This window comes from Streptomyces sp. NPDC027189, assembly GCF_055566975.1.
This window is the reverse complement of record NZ_JBVHRI010000026.1, coordinates 54293-69597: the sequence shown is the minus strand read 5'-3', so window position 1 is coordinate 69597 and position 15305 is coordinate 54293. Positions and strand designations below refer to the sequence as shown.

Here is a 15305-nt window from a genome sequence, read left to right as displayed (position 1 = left end):
TTCGGGCCGCCCGGTAGGTCCGGCCGGCACTAGAGGTCGGTGGCGATGATCTTCTCGATGTTCCGTTCGGCGAGCGCCGTGATGGTGACGAACGGGTTGACGCTCGTGTTGCCGGGGATCAGCGAGCCGTCGATGACGTACAGGCCTGAATGGCCCTGCAGGCGACCGTAGTTGTCGGTGGCCTTGTTGAGCACCGCGCCGCCGAGCGGGTGGTACGTGAGGTGGTCGCCCCAGATCTTGTACGTGCCGAAGAGGTCGGTCCGGTAGATCGTCCCCTCCTTCGCGTTGATCTTGTCGAAGATCGACTTGGCCATGTTGATGGCCGGCTGCTTCCAGGCGGTCTGCCAGTTCAGATCGACGTTGCCGGTGGCGGCGTTCCAGGAGAACTGGGCGCGATTCGGGTTGTTGGTGATGGACAGATAGAACGACGCGTACGTCTCGATCCCGGTGGGCAGCGGCGCGACCTCGGCGAACGCGCCACCGGCGGTCCAGTTGTCGATGCCGCCGCAGGGGATACTCGACTGGAGTGCGCCGGTCGGGTCCCACAGGTGGTTGGCGCGCCCGCACATGACGTTGCCGTTGTCGCCCCAGCCCTTGCCGATCTGGTCGTTGAGGCCGGGCAGCGCTCCGGTGGCCTGCAGCTTGACCAGCAGCTTGCTGGTGCCGACGCTGCCGGCCGCGAAGAACACCCGGTCCGCGGTGACCGTCTTGGTGGCCGTGGTGTCGCCGGTGGTGTTGATCTGGTCGATGAGGACCGTGTAGCCGCCACCGGCGGCCGGGGAGACCGAAGTCACCTTGTGCAGCGGTGAGATGGTGACCTTGCCGGTGGCCTTGGCCTGGGCGAGGTAGGTCTTCTGCAGGGACTTCTTGCCGTAGTTGTTGCCGTAGAGGATCTCGCCCGCCAGCGCCGACTTGGTGACGGTTCCGGCGGCCTCCTGCTCCATGTAGTCCCAGTCGTACACGTCGGGTACGAAGACGAAGGGGAAGCCGGAACGCTGGGCCTGCTTACGGCCGACCCGCGCGTACTGGTAGCAGTCGGTGCTGTCGAACCACGTCGGGTCCACGGTGGCGACCCCGAGTCCGGCATTCGCGCGCGGGTAGTAAGTGCCGTACATCTCGTCGGCGTTCACCGACGGGAGGACGGCGCCGAAGTTCTCCCGCTTGGGAGTGACGGCCATGCCGCCGTTGACCAGCGAGCCGCCGCCGACACCGCGCCCCTGGTACACGATGATCTGTCCCATCTCCTCGGCGTCCAGAATCCCGGTGTAGCGGGGGACGTCCTTGTCGATCGGGAAGCCGAGGAAGTTGCTGATGGGCTGCTTGGTCCTGGTGCGCAGCCAGTACGACCGGTAGTCCGGGCTCGTCGTGTTGGCGAAGATCTTGCCGTCCGAGCCCGGGGTGTCCCAGGCCATCCCCATCTCGACCATCTGTACGTCGATACCGGCCTGGGCCAGCCGCAGGGCGGCGACCGAGCCGCCGTATCCGGTGCCGATCACCAGGACGGGGACATGGGCTCCGGAGGCGATCGGTCCGGCCGCCATGACGGCCTGTTCCTGAGCCGCCGCGGGATGACCCGCAAGAGTCACGGCTCCAATAATAGAACCAGTTCCAGTAATGAATCTTCGGCGCGAGACACCCCTGGAAGCCTTGTTTTGCTGGGCAGTGTCACTCATGTGACGCTCCTCACTCTCGATGAGTGGGAACACGTTCTACTGTTGCTTGCTTGTTATGTCACTACATACCTCTAGGTAACTTGTGTCCGATCTTGGGGTGGTCTGGAGTGATGAGCCCTGCGTGTCTTGACTTCACAAGACCACCGCGCAACATTTTCTGACGCTGCATCAGAACAGCTGCGGCGGGAGCCAGTTGGCTCCCGGAGCACGGCTCGCCCCACATTCCTTCGCCCCGCTGGAGCGCCCTGCCATGTCCACGAGCGCGGATCCCGTCAGACGTACCGAATCCTTCTCGGCGCCCGGCCCGTCGCGGCGCCAGGTGCTCGGCGCCGCGACGGGCGCCGGGCTCGTGCTCGCGGCAGGCCTCCCGGGTGTCACCGAGGCGGCCGACCTGCCCCTGCTCGGCACGTACGACGTCGTGGTGATCGGTTCCGGAGCGGCGGGTATGACCGCCGCGCTGACGGCCGCGAAACAGGGACTGAGCTGCGTCGTCGTGGAGAAGGCGGCCACCTTCGGGGGCTCGGCGGCACGCTCCGGCGCGGGCATCTGGATCCCGAACAACCCGGTGATCCTCGCCGCCGGTGTCCCCGACACCCCGGAGAAGGCCGCCACCTACCTCTCCGCGGTGGTCGGCCCCGATGTCTCCGCCGACCGTCAACAGGCCTTCCTCGGCCACGGACCCGCCATGATCTCCTTCGTCATGGCCAACAGCCCGCTCCACTTCCGCTGGATGGAGGGCTACAGCGACTACTACCCCGAGCTGCCCGGCGGGCTGCCCAACGGCCGCTCCATCGAGCCCGACCAGCTCGACGGGAACATCCTCGGCGCCGAACTCGCCCGCCTGAACCCGTCGTACATGACGGTCCCGAGCGGCATGGTGGTCTTCAGCGCCGACTACAAATGGCTCACGCTCTCCGCCGTCAGCGCGAAGGGCGCCGCCGTCGCCACCGAATGCCTCGCCCGCGGCACCAAGGCGGCACTGCTCGGCCAGAAGCCCCTGACGATGGGCCAGTCACTGGCGGCCGGCCTGCGTGCCGGACTGCTCGCCGCCCAGGTGCCGGTGTGGCTGAACACCCCACTGTCCGATCTGTATGTGGAGAACGGAGCCGTCACCGGCGCCGTGGTCACCCAGAACGGCACATCAGGCCTGGTCAGGGCCCGGCGCGGGGTGATCGTCGGCTCCGGCGGCTTCGAGCACAACGCGGCCATGCGCGCCCAGTACCAGCGGCAGCCGATCGGCACCGCGTGGACGGTGGGCGCCAAGGAGAACACCGGCGACGGCATCCGGGCGGGGGAGCGGGCCGGCGCCGCGCTCGACCTGATGGACGACGCCTGGTGGGGCCCGACGATCCCGCTGCCCGGCCAGCCCTACTTCTGCCTCGCCGAACGCACCCTGCCCGGTGGGCTGTTGGTCAACGCAGCCGGAGCCCGCTTCGTCAACGAGGCCGCTCCGTACAGCGATGTCGTGCACACCATGTACGAGCGCAACGCCACCGCGTCCGACATCCCGGCCTGGCTGATCGTCGACCAGAACTACCGCAACCGCTACCTGTTCAAGGACGTCGTGCCGACGTTCATGTTCCCCGACGCGTGGTACACGTCCGGCGCCGCGCACAAGGCCTGGACGCTGGACGCCCTGGCCGCCGCCATCGGTGTACCCGCGGCCGCCCTGCGCGCGACCGTCAACCGCTTCAACAGCCTCGCCCGGAACGGCGAGGACGCCGACTTCCATCGCGGCGACAGTGTCTACGACCACTACTACACGGACCCCGCGATCCTCCCCAACTCCTGTCTGGCCCCCCTGTGGCTGGCCCCGTACTACGCATTCAAGATCGTCCCCGGCGATCTGGGCACCAAGGGCGGACTGCGCACGGACTCCCGCGCGCGCGTGCTGCGCGCGGACGGCTCCGTGATTCCCGGCCTGTACGCGGCGGGGAACGCGAGCGCGGCGGTCATGGGGCACAGCTACGCGGGCGCCGGCTCGACGATCGGTCCGGCGATGACGTTCGGGTACATCGCGGCGCTGGACATCGCGGGGACGGCCTGAATGCGCGGGGCCCTCTCCCTCGGCGCATACGGGGCAGGTCGACCCACTGACGGAGTGCTGCGAGCGGAGAGTCGGCGCTGACCAGCAGGCTCGGGCCGGCCTCTGCGCAGGCCTCGACCTGGTGGCGGTAGACGGCGACGACGAGAGCCGCACGATCAGGGAAGTGGCGGTAGATCGTGCCCGTCCCGCCGTCGGCTCTGGCCGCGATCTCTCGGATCGGCGCGTCGACGCCTGAGGCGACGAACACCGCAGCGGCGGCGGCAAGCAGCGTCTGCTGGTTGCGCAGCGCGTCAGACCGCTTGCCTCGGGCCGGCACCTCCCCGGAGTGGCTTGCGGTGGGCACCACGCTCTACTTACCGGCGGCCGTTGACAAAGCGGAACACTGTTCCGTATGTTTTATACGGAACAGTGTTCCGCTTTCGGTGTAGCTGAAGCGGGATGCTCCTGACCGCCTCACCCGCCGCCGGCCGCATGGGACCGGCGGCAGAGGCCATGGAAGGGAATTACGCATCATGAGTGAATCGACATATACAGCCGACACCTTCAGCTCGCCCGCTCCCGTCGTCTCGGTCAGTCCGGTAGTGCTGCGGGCTCCCGATCGAGCCGTGGACCTGGAGGTACGAGTCTCCGCGCCCGTGAGCGGGAGCGAACTGCCGGTCATCCTGCTCTCGCACGGTCAGGGCTACTCGAACCACCTCTCCTCACTGAACGGCTATGCCCCCCTCGCCAACTTCTGGGCGGCGCACGGCTTCGTCGTGATCCAGCCCACCCATCTGAGTTCGAGGACGCTGAGCCTGGATCCCGATACCCCCGGGGCGCCTCTGTACTGGCGATCGCGGGCCGAGGACATGAAGCGCATCCTCGACCAGCTCGACGTGATCGAGGCCGCCGTCCCGCAGCTCCTCGGGCGCCTTGACCGAAGCAAGGTCGCCGTGGCCGGGCACTCGATGGGCGGGCACACCGCGAGCCTGCTGCTGGGCGCCCGGCTCACCGATCCGCACGACGGAACGGAAGTGAACCTGGCCGAGCCCCGGATCAAGGCGGGTGTCCTGCTTGCCGCGCCCGGCAGGGGCGGCGATGCCCTCAGCGAGTTCGCGGCCGAGAATTACTCATTCTTCTTGACCACGGACTTCTCCGAGATGACGACGCCCGCGCTCGTGGTGGCCGGGGACAAAGACACCTCTGCCCACCTGTCGGTTGCGGGCCCGGACTGGCACGCCGATCCGTACTTCCTCTCCCCGGGCCCCAAGTCCCTGCTCACCCTGTTCGACGCGGAGCACGGGCTTGGCGGGGTGTCCGGATATGACGTCGCCGAGACCACGGACGAGAGCCCCGAGCGAGTCACTGCGGTCCAGCGGCTCACCTGGGCCTACCTCCGCACCGAGCTCTACCCCGGGGATCCCGCTTGGCAAGCTGCGCGTGACACGCTGACGGCCGGCCCCAACCCGCTCGGACGGGTCGAATCCAAGTAAGGCCATAGAGGCACCATCTCGGGCACCAGCTCTGCAGCGGACCAACAGCACGAGATGATCGCACTCGACGATGAGATGGTCGCCGCACCGGCCCGCGCCTTTCCGGAACGAAACGCGCTACGCCGACGCGGACGGCCATCTCGTCGGCGAGCTGGATCGGCAGCTCCTTCGAGAGCCGGCTTCGGTCACCTCGGGTTCAAGGTCGCAAGGGCTCCCTGACGCGGCAGTGGTTCCCGGCGACCGTCGATGGCGGGTCGGCCACATCGGTTGGAACGGCGTACTGCGCCACCCCATGGCCGAACGACCAGTCGATCGACTCGTTCTCGGTCACCGTGATGAACGCGTTCCGCGGCTCGGTTCCCGCGTACTCATGGGCGAGCTCGGCGATCCGCTGGTACAGGGCCTGCTTCTGCTCCGGCGTGTGCCCGGAGCGCATGGTGATCGCGACGAACACGATGCCGTCGTCGCGGTGCACGCCGAGGTAGTCGCCGTAGCGCAGCATGCTGCTGGAGCCGTCGTGACCTACGAGAACCTGGAACTGGTCGTCGGGTGGGAAGCCGATCGTCTGGATCAAGGCATCGTGCACGGCACGCCCGAGCGCGTCGAGTCGGTCACCGTCGGTCGCCAACGCGTCAACGCGAACGAAGGGCATGTCAGCGGTTCTCCTCTTCGGTGGGCCCACGCTTTCATGATCACGATCGTACATACTAGTAGGTACAATCTCAGGGGCGTTGCAGCGGCGCGAGTAGCAGCATGGTGACATCGTCGCGAATCGTTCCGCAGTACTGGACGAGGTCCTCCCACACACCGTCGATCAGCGCGGTCGGCGAATCCTCCGCGAACTTGGCCAGACGATCGGCCAGTGGGTAGAAGGCACCGGTGCTGTCGCGGCCCTCCGACACTCCGTCGGATGCCAGGAACAGCCGGTCACCGGGCTCGAGGCGGACGGTGCGCCCTTGCGGGGTGGCGGCGTCGAGGAGCCCGAGACCCAGCGGGGCCCCGGGCTCGACTTCGATTTCGATGGCCTCCGCACCGCGCAGCAGCAGCGGATGCGGATGCCCGCAGGACACCAGCCGCACCGTATCGGCGCCAGGTGAGAACTCCAGGAGCACGGCGGTCGCGAACAGCTCGGCATGCTCGATTCCCGCGGAGTCCACGATCAGTCTGCGATCGAGGCGGGCCGCGGCCGCCTCCAGGTCGCGCTGGTCGAGCACTGCCTCCCGGAAGGCCCCGAGCAGCGAGGCGACCGTGCCCACGGCCGCCAGCCCGTGCCCGCGCACATCGCCCATCACGGCCCGGACGCCAAAGGGCCCGTCACGCACGTCGAAGAAGTCGCCGCCGACCAGCGACTCGCGCTGTGCCGCCCGGTACAGACCGGTGCAGCGCACGGGGCCGACGCGCTCCGGCAGCGGCGGCAGAACGGCGAGCTGGGCGGCTTCCGCGACGCTACGTACCGTCACCAGGTGCTCGTCCCTGCGGCTGCGTACCAGGGCCGCGAGGACGCTCAGCACGGCGATGAAGCTGATGGTCCACAGGTCGGTGTTGCCCGGGTGGTTGAGCTGCAGGACAGGGACGTTCAACAGCACGACGACGATGCAACCGAACACGCCCGTGGCCACCGGCCCGTACGAGAGCACGGCCAGCGACGGAATGGCGCCCAGCAGAAATCCGATGTCCAGCGGCTCGCGACTGATGAGCTCGGCCGCACAGACCCCCGCCAGTAGTACCGGCGGCAGCACTCGCACCCAGCGCGGAGGCGGCGAACCACGCAGCCACCCCTGGTCCTCACCGTCCCGCCTCCCGGAAGCGGCCCTGCTGGCCATGGCGCTCCTCCTTACATGACCACGCTCCTCCGTTCGAGCCCACCGCGCATTCCGATCCACCGGCGAACGGCGGCGTCGTCGTGACGATCAAGGTCGCCCCGTGCGTCAACATCCGTGCGGCGGCAGGCCGCATAAGGGCGAGAGCCGTACGCACTGACACGGCTGCGCTCTGTGGCATACGCGGCGCAGCGCTGTCGGCAGCCCCTGTCCTCGCGCCGCCCCCGCGCACCGTTCCGGCACCTGGAGGGTGCCGGAACGGTCTGCCGCACCGGCGGCGGATTCGGTCACGCGGTGTGGAGGGTGAGCCCGTAGCGGTTCAGGATCTCGTTGATCGGCTGGTACCAGGTTTCGCCGCCGCTGCTGCAGTTGCCCCAGCCGCCCGAGGTGACGCCCTGGGCCTGGTCGCCGCTGATGAAGGAGCCGCCGGAGTCCCCCGGTTCGGCGCAGACGCTCGTCTTCGTCATCTCGTGCACCGCGCCCTGGCTGTAGTTGACGGTCTCGTTCTTGGCGAGCACGGTGCCACAGTGCCAGTGGGAGGTGGAGCCCGAACGGCAGATGGACGCGCCAACAGGGGCTTCCGCCGATCCGCGGACGAGTTGGTCGGAGACGGTTCCCCAGCCCAGTACGACGGGCACGGTCCACCAGCCGCTGCCGACGTTGACCCAGGCGTAGTCGTTGTCGGGGAAGGAGGAACCTTGGAAGTTGCCGATGTAGCTGTGGTCCCAGCCGCTCACGCCGGCACCGGGCTGTCCGCAGTGTCCGGCGGTGACGAAGCCCCCGTACACGGAGAAGCCGATGGAGCAGCGGACGTTGCCCGTGTAGTAGGGGTCTCCGCCGACCGTTCCGGCGGCGAGAGTGCGTGGCGCCTGCCGCGTCTCTTGGACGATCACCGGTCCGGCCTGGCGGGCGCGCGTCAGGAACGCCCGGACATCGTTGTCATCCGCCCTTGGGACGACCACGTTGACGACGACCGAGTTGCTCTTGGGATCGACATGCCAGCCGCTGACGCCGGTCGGGGCGTCGAGGGTGTCGATCTTCGCCATGGCGGCGTCGAGCCGCCGTTCGGTGTGCTCGACAAGAGCGACCCGGGCGCCCGTGGCCTCAACGGCCTTCTTTCGCGCACTGTCGGCGATCGCGACGGTGAGTCGGCCGCTCTCCGCCTCGAACCACGAGCCGCCGTACGAGCCGCCCGCGGCACGTCGGGCGGCCCGCTCGACGGCGCGCGCCGTCGCCTCTGCTTTGAGCCGGGCGGTGGCCTGGCCGTTCGACAGGCCAAGATCCCGCTCCATGGCGGTGATCAGGGCCGGTGATCCCAGCGTGCCGGTCGCGGAGGAGGGAGCGGCGGCGGGGGCGTCGGCGGCGGCCGCCTGGGTGGTGAGGGCGGCGGCCACGGTGCTCACGAGCAGGGCCGCGGACAAGCCGACCCGCAGAACAGTCTTGCGTCTCAAGGGAGTTGCCTTTCGTCGTTCCGGTCATGGGGGAGTGGAGCGGAAGGGCAGGGCGAGAGCGCTCTCAAGAGTGTGCGTCGATGAGGTTAGTCAGGGATCGTGGGCAGGTCCATGCCAATGCAAGCCATTGCTCGCCCCGCGGCTCGGCCGCCACGGCTGCTGGCTTGGACGGAGGTGCCGCCGATCGGGAGGCGGTCGGCGGAATGCACGGTCACGCGGCGCGGGAGGTCCCAGGGCGTCATGTACAGGTTCGCCGCGGGTGACGCCGAAGAGCGCCAACCGCGGCGAACCGGTGCGGTCTCAGCCGTCGATGCGGTGCTGGGTCCAGAACGAGGTCAGGTCCGTGGTCGTGGCGGCCTGGGCGGCGGCCTTGAACTCGGCCGTGGTCGAGACGCCGTACCAGTGCGAAGTGGCGTAGTCCCTCAGCAGCTTGGCCATGGCGGTGTCGCCGAGGAGGCGGCGCAGGTCGTGCAGGGCGCACTTGCCGTAGCCGTAGACGACGGTGGAGTAGCGGGACGAGTGGGCGTCCCAGTAGGCCATCGAGTTGGTGATCTTCTCTGCCGACGAAGCCCACGAGACGCTGTTCCAGCAGTTGGTGCCGGTCTTGTTGAGCGCCAGGTCGGTGGCGTAGTCGGTGAACGCCTCATCGAGCCAGGGGCTGTTGTACTCGTCGTCGCCGACGATCCCGTACCACCACTGGTGTCCGATCTCATGGGTGAGCGCCGTGGTGCTGACCAGGTCGAGGACGAACCCCGGGTACTCCATGCCGCCGAACCAGAAGTTGTTGTCGATCACCGCGTCCAACTCGCCGTACGGGTAGGCGCCGAAGCGTGCCGCGTGGGCGTCCACGGCGGTCTTGGCGGTGGTGAGCATTGACTGCGCGTCGGACGAACTGATGCCCGAGACCGAGTAGACGTTCACCGGGGTGCCGGCGGTCGACGTACCGGAGAGCTTGGTGAACGGGCCTGCCGCCCAGGCGAAGTCACGGACCTTGGAGGCGGTGGCCGTGGTGACCGTGCGTCCGCTGGAGCCGGGTGTGTCGACCGAGGCGCCGGTGGCCGGCACCAGCAGGGTGCTCGGGTGGTCGAGGGTCACCTTGAAGTCGGCGGCCAGGGAGTAGAACGACTCGCCGTTGTTGGTGTACGGGTCGAGGTGCCAGCCGGATCCGTCCTTGACCGCGAGGACGGGCAGGGCGTTGCCGATGAAGCTGAAGGCTCCGTCGTGGCCGAAGCGGTCGGCCCCGCTGGGGACGGTGACGCCGAGGTCGAAGCCGATCGTGGCGGTCTGCCCCTGTGCCACGGGTGTTGATAGGTCGATCTTGAGGGCCGTGCAGCCGACCGACAGGGCGCCCGCGGTGCCGCCGGTGACGTTGCTGACCGTGATCGGCATGGCGGAGCAGGTGCCGTGGTAGTTGTCCCACAGCCTCAGGTAGACCTCGCTGAGCGGGGTCGAGGAGGCGTTGGTGAAGACCGCGGTCTCATGGCCGTTCCAGACGGTGCCGCTCGTATTGCTGCTCAGGCTGACGGTGTACGAGGGTGCGGCCGGGGTGCGCGTGGAGTCCGCCGGCGGGGGCGTGTCGCCGGAGGTGTTGAGGGCGACGTCGTCGAGGACGAAGCTCGTCCGGAGACTGGAGTCCTCGGTGCCGGTGAAGGCGACGTTGACGGTCTGGCCCGCGAACGACGACACGTCGAACGACTTCTGCGCATAGCCGGTGTTCTTGTTCAGGTTCGAGTACGTCGCCAGCGTCGTACTGCCGATCTTCGCCGTCAGCTTGTCGTACGCGGTGGACGAGGTCGTCTCGGCCGTGTCGATGTGCAGCCAGAAGGTGAGGGTGGCGCTGCTGCACCCGGCCGGGATCGTGACGCTCTGCGAAAGGCTGTCGGTGTGCGTGCTGCCGACACCGTTCAACCAGGCGAAGGTGGTGCCGCCGTGGGCGGTCTGACCGGCGCGGTTGGTGATCAGGGTGGATGACGACTGGGTCCACGGCGAGGTGCCGCTTTCGAAGCCACCGTTGCTGACCACCTGGGTCGGGGTGCAGGCGGCGGCCTGAGGGGCCACGGGCGACGCCGCTGCCGCCGGGGTGACGGGGAGCGAGACAGCGGCCAACGCGGCGGCGGTGAGTACGCTCGCGGCGAGGGCCTTGCGGGGGGTTGGTCTCACGCGAAACTCCTTTGAGGCGGCCGGGATTCCGGCCTGCTCGGTGACTGCCCTGCCGGCTTGGGTGCGCCGGAGGGCGGCCTCGGGCTGTGCTGTGCGCATCGGTTGCCCGATCGCTGGGGAGAGATTTCCGCTGCCGTCCCCCTGGGGTCAGGAAGGCGTTTGCTGGAAGCCTGACAGATTTGACCAGGGCATGCCATCACGCGTGAGGGTCGGGAGTCGGCCGGGGCCCGCCCGGGCGCATCCCGAACAGGAAACGCGTCATTGGGGTGCGCCGCACGAGCAGGTCGTAGGCGGCCAGGGTCAGGCAGAGCGAAGCCGCCACGATCAGCGCGTATTTGACCGGGATCGAGGCTCCCGTACCGACCACGACGTACGCCACCGCCACGACGATCGGCTGGTGCAGCACGTACAACGGCAACGCCCCGACGGCCAGTTAGCCGAACAACCGCCGACGTCGGCGGACTTCGGCCCTGCCTCCGTGCCCTTCGTCGGGTGCCGACGCAGGCCGCCGTCGCCGGTCGAGCAGCCCGACGATGCCCACGATCCAGCACCAGCCCGCCGCCCGAGTCACATCACGTACGTCCGCGAAGTCGCGGTACGCCGACAGGTCACCCGGCCTGATCACCGCGTCCGGATCCCGGTCCGCCTCGCCCAGCAGCCCGGCGATCCGGCCGGGCAGCCCGGTGGGCGGCGCCCCGGGCCCCACCGGGTTGCCCACCCGCAGCACCACCGCGTCGCGTCCGGAGGTGGTGACCGTGCCGGCGAGCTTGGTGGCGCCGTACGGAGTGAGGGGACAGGTGGCTGCCGACTCCGTCGTTTTCGTGTTCCGGGTGCCAGGCCCGTACTCGGCGGCCGAGCCCAGGCGGACGAGGTGCGCGGTGGGCGCGGCCTCCCGCAGCGCTGCGCAAAGTACCGCGGGACCACGGGAGTTGACCTCGGACAGGGGCACGGTGTCGCCGCCGGTCGCGCCCGCGCAGTTGATCACGGCGTCGGGTGCCGCCGCCTTGAGGGTGCTCGCCAGCCGGTCCGTGCGGGAGGTGGCGAGGTCGATGCCGAACTCCGCGGCGGGCGAGCGGCCGCTGCCGAGCTCCCGCGAGCGTCCTCGACACCCACCACCCGCTGTCGGTGGCGGGTGGGATCCTCGGCAGGATCATGGGTGAGCGGACGAAGGAGCGTGGACGTGGGGTTCGAGGGGGAGATCTGGCACGTACGGCGCGGGACGGACTCCGTGGGGGAGATCCTGATCGAGGAGGCCGACTTCCCCTGGCTGTCGGGGAGGTTCACCGCTGGACCGGCCTTCGCGGAGGTCGAGGGGCTCTTCGCGCGCGAGCTCAGGCTGGCGGAGTCGGACGACGCCTGGGAAGAGTGGGAGGCGGTGTACGACGAGATCCGACGGCATGTCTCGCTGTTCTCCCCGGACGGTCCCGTCCCCGAGTTTCTGCTGCACATCGCGGGGAACCACGGATGGTTCCGCTGGAGCGACGAGCCGTTCGGCGATGACGAGTCGTGAGTGTTCGCTGGAGGGTCCCGCTCGTGGGCGACGACCCGTGAGCGCACCCGGGGCGCCACTCGCTCGTGGGCGACGGCCGGCGAGTCACGACCCCGTGCGTCACCCCCGTGCCATATCGGACTCCGCGGAGCTCGCCGCCGACTCGGCGCCCTCGACCAGCTTCTGCAGATGCGTGAGATCCGTGGAGGAGGCAGGCGCGGGGCTCTTGGTGTTCTCACCGTGGCTTCCGCATGCTGTCAAAAGCAGCAGCAGGGCGGCACCGGTGGCCAGGCCCGCGTGGCGCGCGCGCATCACTTGTCGGTTCCGTTGTCGTGCGTCTTGCACCACTTCTCCACGTCCGCCAGATCCTTCTGTCGCGCTTCCAGGGTGGGGACGAGGGAACGCCGGAAGGTGAGCCGGCCGTTCAGATAGGTCTCGATCTCCGTGTGTCCCGCCGACTTGGCGTTGGCCACACGCTGTTCCAGACGGGCGATGGAGCCACGCTGTGACGCGTCCGCGTGCAGCCGGTCCAGGATCCGGTCGATCCGGTGGTCGATCTTCGGTGCGCGCTTGCAGAGCGCGGACGCGCCGTCCCCGGTGGGGGCGCCCGACGGGGTGGGCTGTGGGTCGTCGGCCGTCGCGGCGCCCGCGGCACCGAGCAGTGTGCCGACGGCGACCAGCGAGACGACGGTTGTCCTGGTCCTTGGCATGGCGAACTCCTCTGCGTTCACGGGCGGTTGCCCGCACGCCCGGAAAGCTAGGAGTCCTCTTTGTGGAATTCTTGTGGCCGGTCCGCGGTCGTGATCATCCAGTTGCGCTGAAGGGGAAGCGTGGCCTCCGCGCCGGCCGAGCCGCTGATGAGCGCCAGGGTGACCTCGATCCGAGTGCCCGGCCCTGTCGGCGGGTTCAGTATGCGGATCCCGCCCCGGTGCAGGTCGATCTGCTGGGCGACGAGGGTGAGCCCGAGGCCGGAACCCGGGCTGTCCGGTCGGCGCTTGAAGCGTTCGAAGACCTCGGCACGACGGTCGGGCCGGATGCCCGGTCCCCGGTCGTCGACGATGAGGACCGCGGAGCCACCGCTCGCGCGCAGCGTGATCTCGACTTGCCCGGGCATACCGTCCGCGCAGCCGTGCACGAGTGCGTTGGCGAGGAGATTGTCCACGACCACGCGCAGTCCGGGCTCCCAGCCGTGGACGCGCAGCCCCACCGTGCAGTCGCTCGAGATCAGGGCGCGCGGATGGCGTCGCCGCTGTTCCTGCGCGCTCGCCTCGACGACGTCCGCCAGGTCCACCGGGCCGAAGGCGTCCGCCTCGACCAGATCGCCGCGACCGAGTTCGCGCAGCATGACCAGCAGCCCCAGCAGTCGGCCGTGCTCGCGGCGCAGGTCGCCCAGCACTTCGTCGCGGTCGGACCCGGGAAGCTCCGGATGCTCGGTGAGGATCTCCAGATTGGTCTGCATGCTCATCAGCGGAGTGCGCAGCTCGTGCGAGGCCGCCGAGGCGAACGAACGGGCCGTGGCCAGTGCCTCGGCGGTTCTGGCGGCCTGCTGGTCGTAGCGGGTCAGGACGGTCTGCAGGGTGTGCGCCAGGTCGTCGACCTCGGCGATCCTCGTCGGTGCGTGTTCCAGCCGGGCCGTGTTGGTGCGCGGGTCCAGGCCGCTCGCACGGTCCCGCAGGCGGCGCAGCGGACGGCTCGCGCGGGTGGCGACGGCCCCGGCGAGCAGTCCGGACAGCGGCGCGGCGAGCAGCGCCACGGTCACCACACGTCTGCGGACCAGGCGCAGTTGGGTCTCACCGGCCGTGTCCGGCGCGAACAGCCAGAGCGTGCCGCGTACGCCGGGCCGCGCGCCGGTCACCCGCGTGGACAGGACCCGCCAGCTCCGGCCGTCGGCCCGCAGCGTCACCGGGACCGGCGCGCTCTGGGGCAGCGCCACGCCTTCGTCGGGTTGCGGGCCGCCGGCGAAGGTCTCCTCGGGGCCGATCAGCCGTAGGCCGACGTCCAGGGCGGAGGTGAACAGCCGCCGCTCGCGGGCCTGCTCCACCGCTGCCGACCGGTCGGCAGCGCTCGCGCGGAGCAGACCGCGCGCGTCCTTGGCCACGGCCGTGGCGCGCTCCCGCAGGTGAGTGTCCTGCTCGTCGTGCAGATCCGCCGCGACCAGCCGCAACAGCAGCCATCCGGTGGCCAGGACCAGTACGGGCACGGTGGCCCCGACGGCCAGAGCGATCCGAGTGGACAGCCTCATCGCCCGGCCCCCGCACCGTCGTCCCGCAGCACGAAACCCACTCCTCGTACCGTGTGGATGATCCGGGGACGGCCCGATGCCTCCAGCTTGCGCCGCAGATAGCTCACGAACGTGTCCACCGCGTCGGTGCGCACCTCGAAGTCGTACCCCCAGACACGGTCGAGGAGCTGGTCGCGGCTGAGGACGAGGCCGGCGTTGCGCGCGAGCACGTGCAGAAGCTCGAACTCGCGCCGCGTCAGTTCCACGGGGTTCCCGTCGAGGCTCACCCGGCGGGCCGCGGGATCCAGTAGCAGCCCGCCGACTCGTACGGTGTCGGTGTCCCGCGGACGTCGGCGCCGGAGCAGGGCCTGCAGGCGCAGCACCAACTCCTGCAGGGCGAAGGGCTTGACCAGATAGTCGTCGCCGCCGGCCTGCAGTCCCGCGATCCGGTCGGTGGTCTCGTCGAGCGCGGAGAGCATCAGGACGGGCACGTCGTTGTCTTCGCCGCGCAGCGTCCGGCACACGTCGATGCCGCTGAGGTCCGGCATGGAGATGTCCAGCACGATCGCGTCCGGTGGCGTCCGTCTGACCGCGGCCAGCGCAGGACGGCCGCCGTCGGCGAGGTCCACGGTGAACCCGCCGAGCCGCAGCCCGCGTTCCAGCGAGCGCCGTATCGCCGCGTCGTCGTCGACGACCAGGACACGGCCCCAGTCTCCGCTCATCGCCACACACCCCCAGGTCGCCGGAAACCGGCCATTGAGCCCGGCCCGCCCATGGTGCATCAGTCCGCCCGGGAGCCCCTTCGCCGCCCGTGGGCACGAAACGGTAACGAACGATTTGTATGGCGTAATTGACCGACTCCGAAGCGTAACGTCCCCTGTCCTGGGAGCTCGTGGGGGAGCCACCAGGTGTGGGGGAGGGGATGTCATGTCCGTCATGACAGGTGTACGAGGGCTGCCCGGAATCGCTCGG

13 protein-coding genes and 2 pseudogenes are annotated in these 15305 nt (G+C 69.3%); 3 read left to right on the top strand and 12 right to left on the bottom strand.

The features are described 5' to 3' along the window. Positions 1–29: 29 nt before the first annotated feature. Positions 30–1673 carry a GMC oxidoreductase gene (locus tag ACZ4RZ_RS40205; RefSeq protein WP_467752319.1) on the bottom strand — a complete coding sequence of 548 codons (1644 nt, stop codon included), beginning with the start codon at positions 1671–1673 and terminating at the stop codon, positions 30–32. A 250-nt stretch (positions 1674–1923) separates the two neighbouring features. Here ACZ4RZ_RS40205 and kstD point away from each other — a divergent pair, with 250 nt between their 5' ends. After that, the gene (gene kstD / locus ACZ4RZ_RS40200) at positions 1924–3720 is read left to right on the top strand and encodes a 3-oxosteroid 1-dehydrogenase (RefSeq protein ID WP_467752317.1); all 1797 of its coding nucleotides are present in this window, start codon (positions 1924–1926) and stop codon (positions 3718–3720) included. 34 nt (positions 3721–3754) lie between these two features. On the opposite strand, the pseudogene ACZ4RZ_RS40195 reads toward kstD, so the two are convergent. Then, a pseudogene (locus ACZ4RZ_RS40195) lies at positions 3755–4063 on the bottom strand (TetR/AcrR family transcriptional regulator); the annotation flags it as partial. A gap of 169 nt (positions 4064–4232) precedes the next feature. Between ACZ4RZ_RS40195 and ACZ4RZ_RS40190 the strand changes: the two are divergent. Continuing rightward, on the top strand, positions 4233–5192 hold the full coding sequence (locus ACZ4RZ_RS40190; protein WP_467752316.1) for an alpha/beta hydrolase family protein: 960 nt from the start codon (positions 4233–4235) through the stop codon (positions 5190–5192). Between the two features lie 196 nt (positions 5193–5388). On the opposite strand, the gene ACZ4RZ_RS40185 is transcribed toward ACZ4RZ_RS40190, so the two are convergent. The 6 genes and pseudogenes from ACZ4RZ_RS40185 to ACZ4RZ_RS40160 form a co-directional block, all read right to left on the bottom strand. Further along, positions 5389–5844 carry a tautomerase family protein gene (locus ACZ4RZ_RS40185; protein WP_467752314.1) on the bottom strand — a complete coding sequence of 152 codons (456 nt, stop codon included), beginning with the start codon at positions 5842–5844 and terminating at the stop codon, positions 5389–5391. Positions 5845–5914: 70 nt separating this feature from the next. Further along, on the bottom strand, positions 5915–7015 hold the full coding sequence (locus ACZ4RZ_RS40180) for a PP2C family protein-serine/threonine phosphatase (protein ID WP_467752312.1): 1101 nt from the start codon (positions 7013–7015) through the stop codon (positions 5915–5917). 284 nt (positions 7016–7299) lie between these two features. Further along, positions 7300–8463 (bottom strand): S1 family peptidase, encoded by a 1164-nt coding sequence (locus tag ACZ4RZ_RS40175; RefSeq protein ID WP_467752310.1) that lies wholly within the window; start codon positions 8461–8463, stop codon positions 7300–7302. A gap of 300 nt (positions 8464–8763) precedes the next feature. Beyond that, complete coding sequence (locus tag ACZ4RZ_RS40170) at positions 8764–10623, bottom strand: M1 family aminopeptidase (protein ID WP_467752308.1); 1860 nt, start codon at positions 10621–10623, stop codon at positions 8764–8766. A 196-nt stretch (positions 10624–10819) separates the two neighbouring features. Beyond that, positions 10820–11041: a hypothetical protein gene (locus tag ACZ4RZ_RS40165; RefSeq protein WP_467752306.1), complete on the bottom strand. Its 222-nt coding sequence runs from the start codon at positions 11039–11041 to the stop codon at positions 10820–10822. Between the two features lie 138 nt (positions 11042–11179). Further along, positions 11180–11719, bottom strand: a pseudogene (locus ACZ4RZ_RS40160) (NAD-dependent epimerase/dehydratase family protein); the annotation flags it as partial. Between the two features lie 84 nt (positions 11720–11803). On the opposite strand from ACZ4RZ_RS40160, the gene ACZ4RZ_RS40155 reads away from it, so the two are divergent. Further along, the gene (locus tag ACZ4RZ_RS40155) at positions 11804–12133 is read left to right on the top strand and encodes a hypothetical protein (protein ID WP_467752305.1); all 330 of its coding nucleotides are present in this window, start codon (positions 11804–11806) and stop codon (positions 12131–12133) included. 99 nt (positions 12134–12232) lie between these two features. Here the strand turns inward: ACZ4RZ_RS40155 and ACZ4RZ_RS40150 are convergent, their stop codons facing one another. From ACZ4RZ_RS40150 to ACZ4RZ_RS40135, 4 genes are read right to left on the bottom strand one after another with little or no spacing between them, the layout of a single operon-like run. Next, entirely contained in the window at positions 12233–12424 is a 192-nt protein-coding gene (locus ACZ4RZ_RS40150) for a hypothetical protein (protein WP_467752303.1), read from the bottom strand. Further along, positions 12424–12822, bottom strand: a complete 399-nt coding sequence (locus tag ACZ4RZ_RS40145; RefSeq protein ID WP_467752301.1) for a hypothetical protein — start codon at positions 12820–12822, stop codon at positions 12424–12426. The genes ACZ4RZ_RS40150 and ACZ4RZ_RS40145 overlap by 1 nt, the downstream gene beginning before the upstream one ends. Before the next feature lie 47 nt (positions 12823–12869). Beyond that, positions 12870–14354, bottom strand: a complete 1485-nt coding sequence (locus ACZ4RZ_RS40140) for a sensor histidine kinase (protein WP_467752299.1) — start codon at positions 14352–14354, stop codon at positions 12870–12872. Continuing rightward, complete coding sequence (locus ACZ4RZ_RS40135) at positions 14351–15055, bottom strand: response regulator transcription factor (protein ID WP_467752297.1); 705 nt, start codon at positions 15053–15055, stop codon at positions 14351–14353. The genes ACZ4RZ_RS40140 and ACZ4RZ_RS40135 overlap by 4 nt, the downstream gene beginning before the upstream one ends. Positions 15056–15305 lie beyond the last annotated feature (250 nt).

Coding starts and splice junctions, on each gene's coding strand:
- ACZ4RZ_RS40145 (WP_467752301.1), bottom strand. CDS start 12,822: ATGCCAAGGACCAGGACAACCGTCGTCTCGCTGGTCGCCGTCGGCACA.
- kstD (WP_467752317.1), top strand. CDS start 1,924: ATGTCCACGAGCGCGGATCCCGTCAGACGTACCGAATCCTTCTCGGCG.
- ACZ4RZ_RS40185 (WP_467752314.1), bottom strand. CDS start 5,844: ATGCCCTTCGTTCGCGTTGACGCGTTGGCGACCGACGGTGACCGACTC.
- ACZ4RZ_RS40135 (WP_467752297.1), bottom strand. CDS start 15,055: ATGAGCGGAGACTGGGGCCGTGTCCTGGTCGTCGACGACGACGCGGCG.
- ACZ4RZ_RS40205 (WP_467752319.1), bottom strand. CDS start 1,673: ATGAGTGACACTGCCCAGCAAAACAAGGCTTCCAGGGGTGTCTCGCGC.
- ACZ4RZ_RS40180 (WP_467752312.1), bottom strand. CDS start 7,015: ATGGCCAGCAGGGCCGCTTCCGGGAGGCGGGACGGTGAGGACCAGGGG.
- ACZ4RZ_RS40190 (WP_467752316.1), top strand. CDS start 4,233: ATGAGTGAATCGACATATACAGCCGACACCTTCAGCTCGCCCGCTCCC.
- ACZ4RZ_RS40140 (WP_467752299.1), bottom strand. CDS start 14,354: ATGAGGCTGTCCACTCGGATCGCTCTGGCCGTCGGGGCCACCGTGCCC.
- ACZ4RZ_RS40150 (WP_467752303.1), bottom strand. CDS start 12,424: ATGCGCGCGCGCCACGCGGGCCTGGCCACCGGTGCCGCCCTGCTGCTG.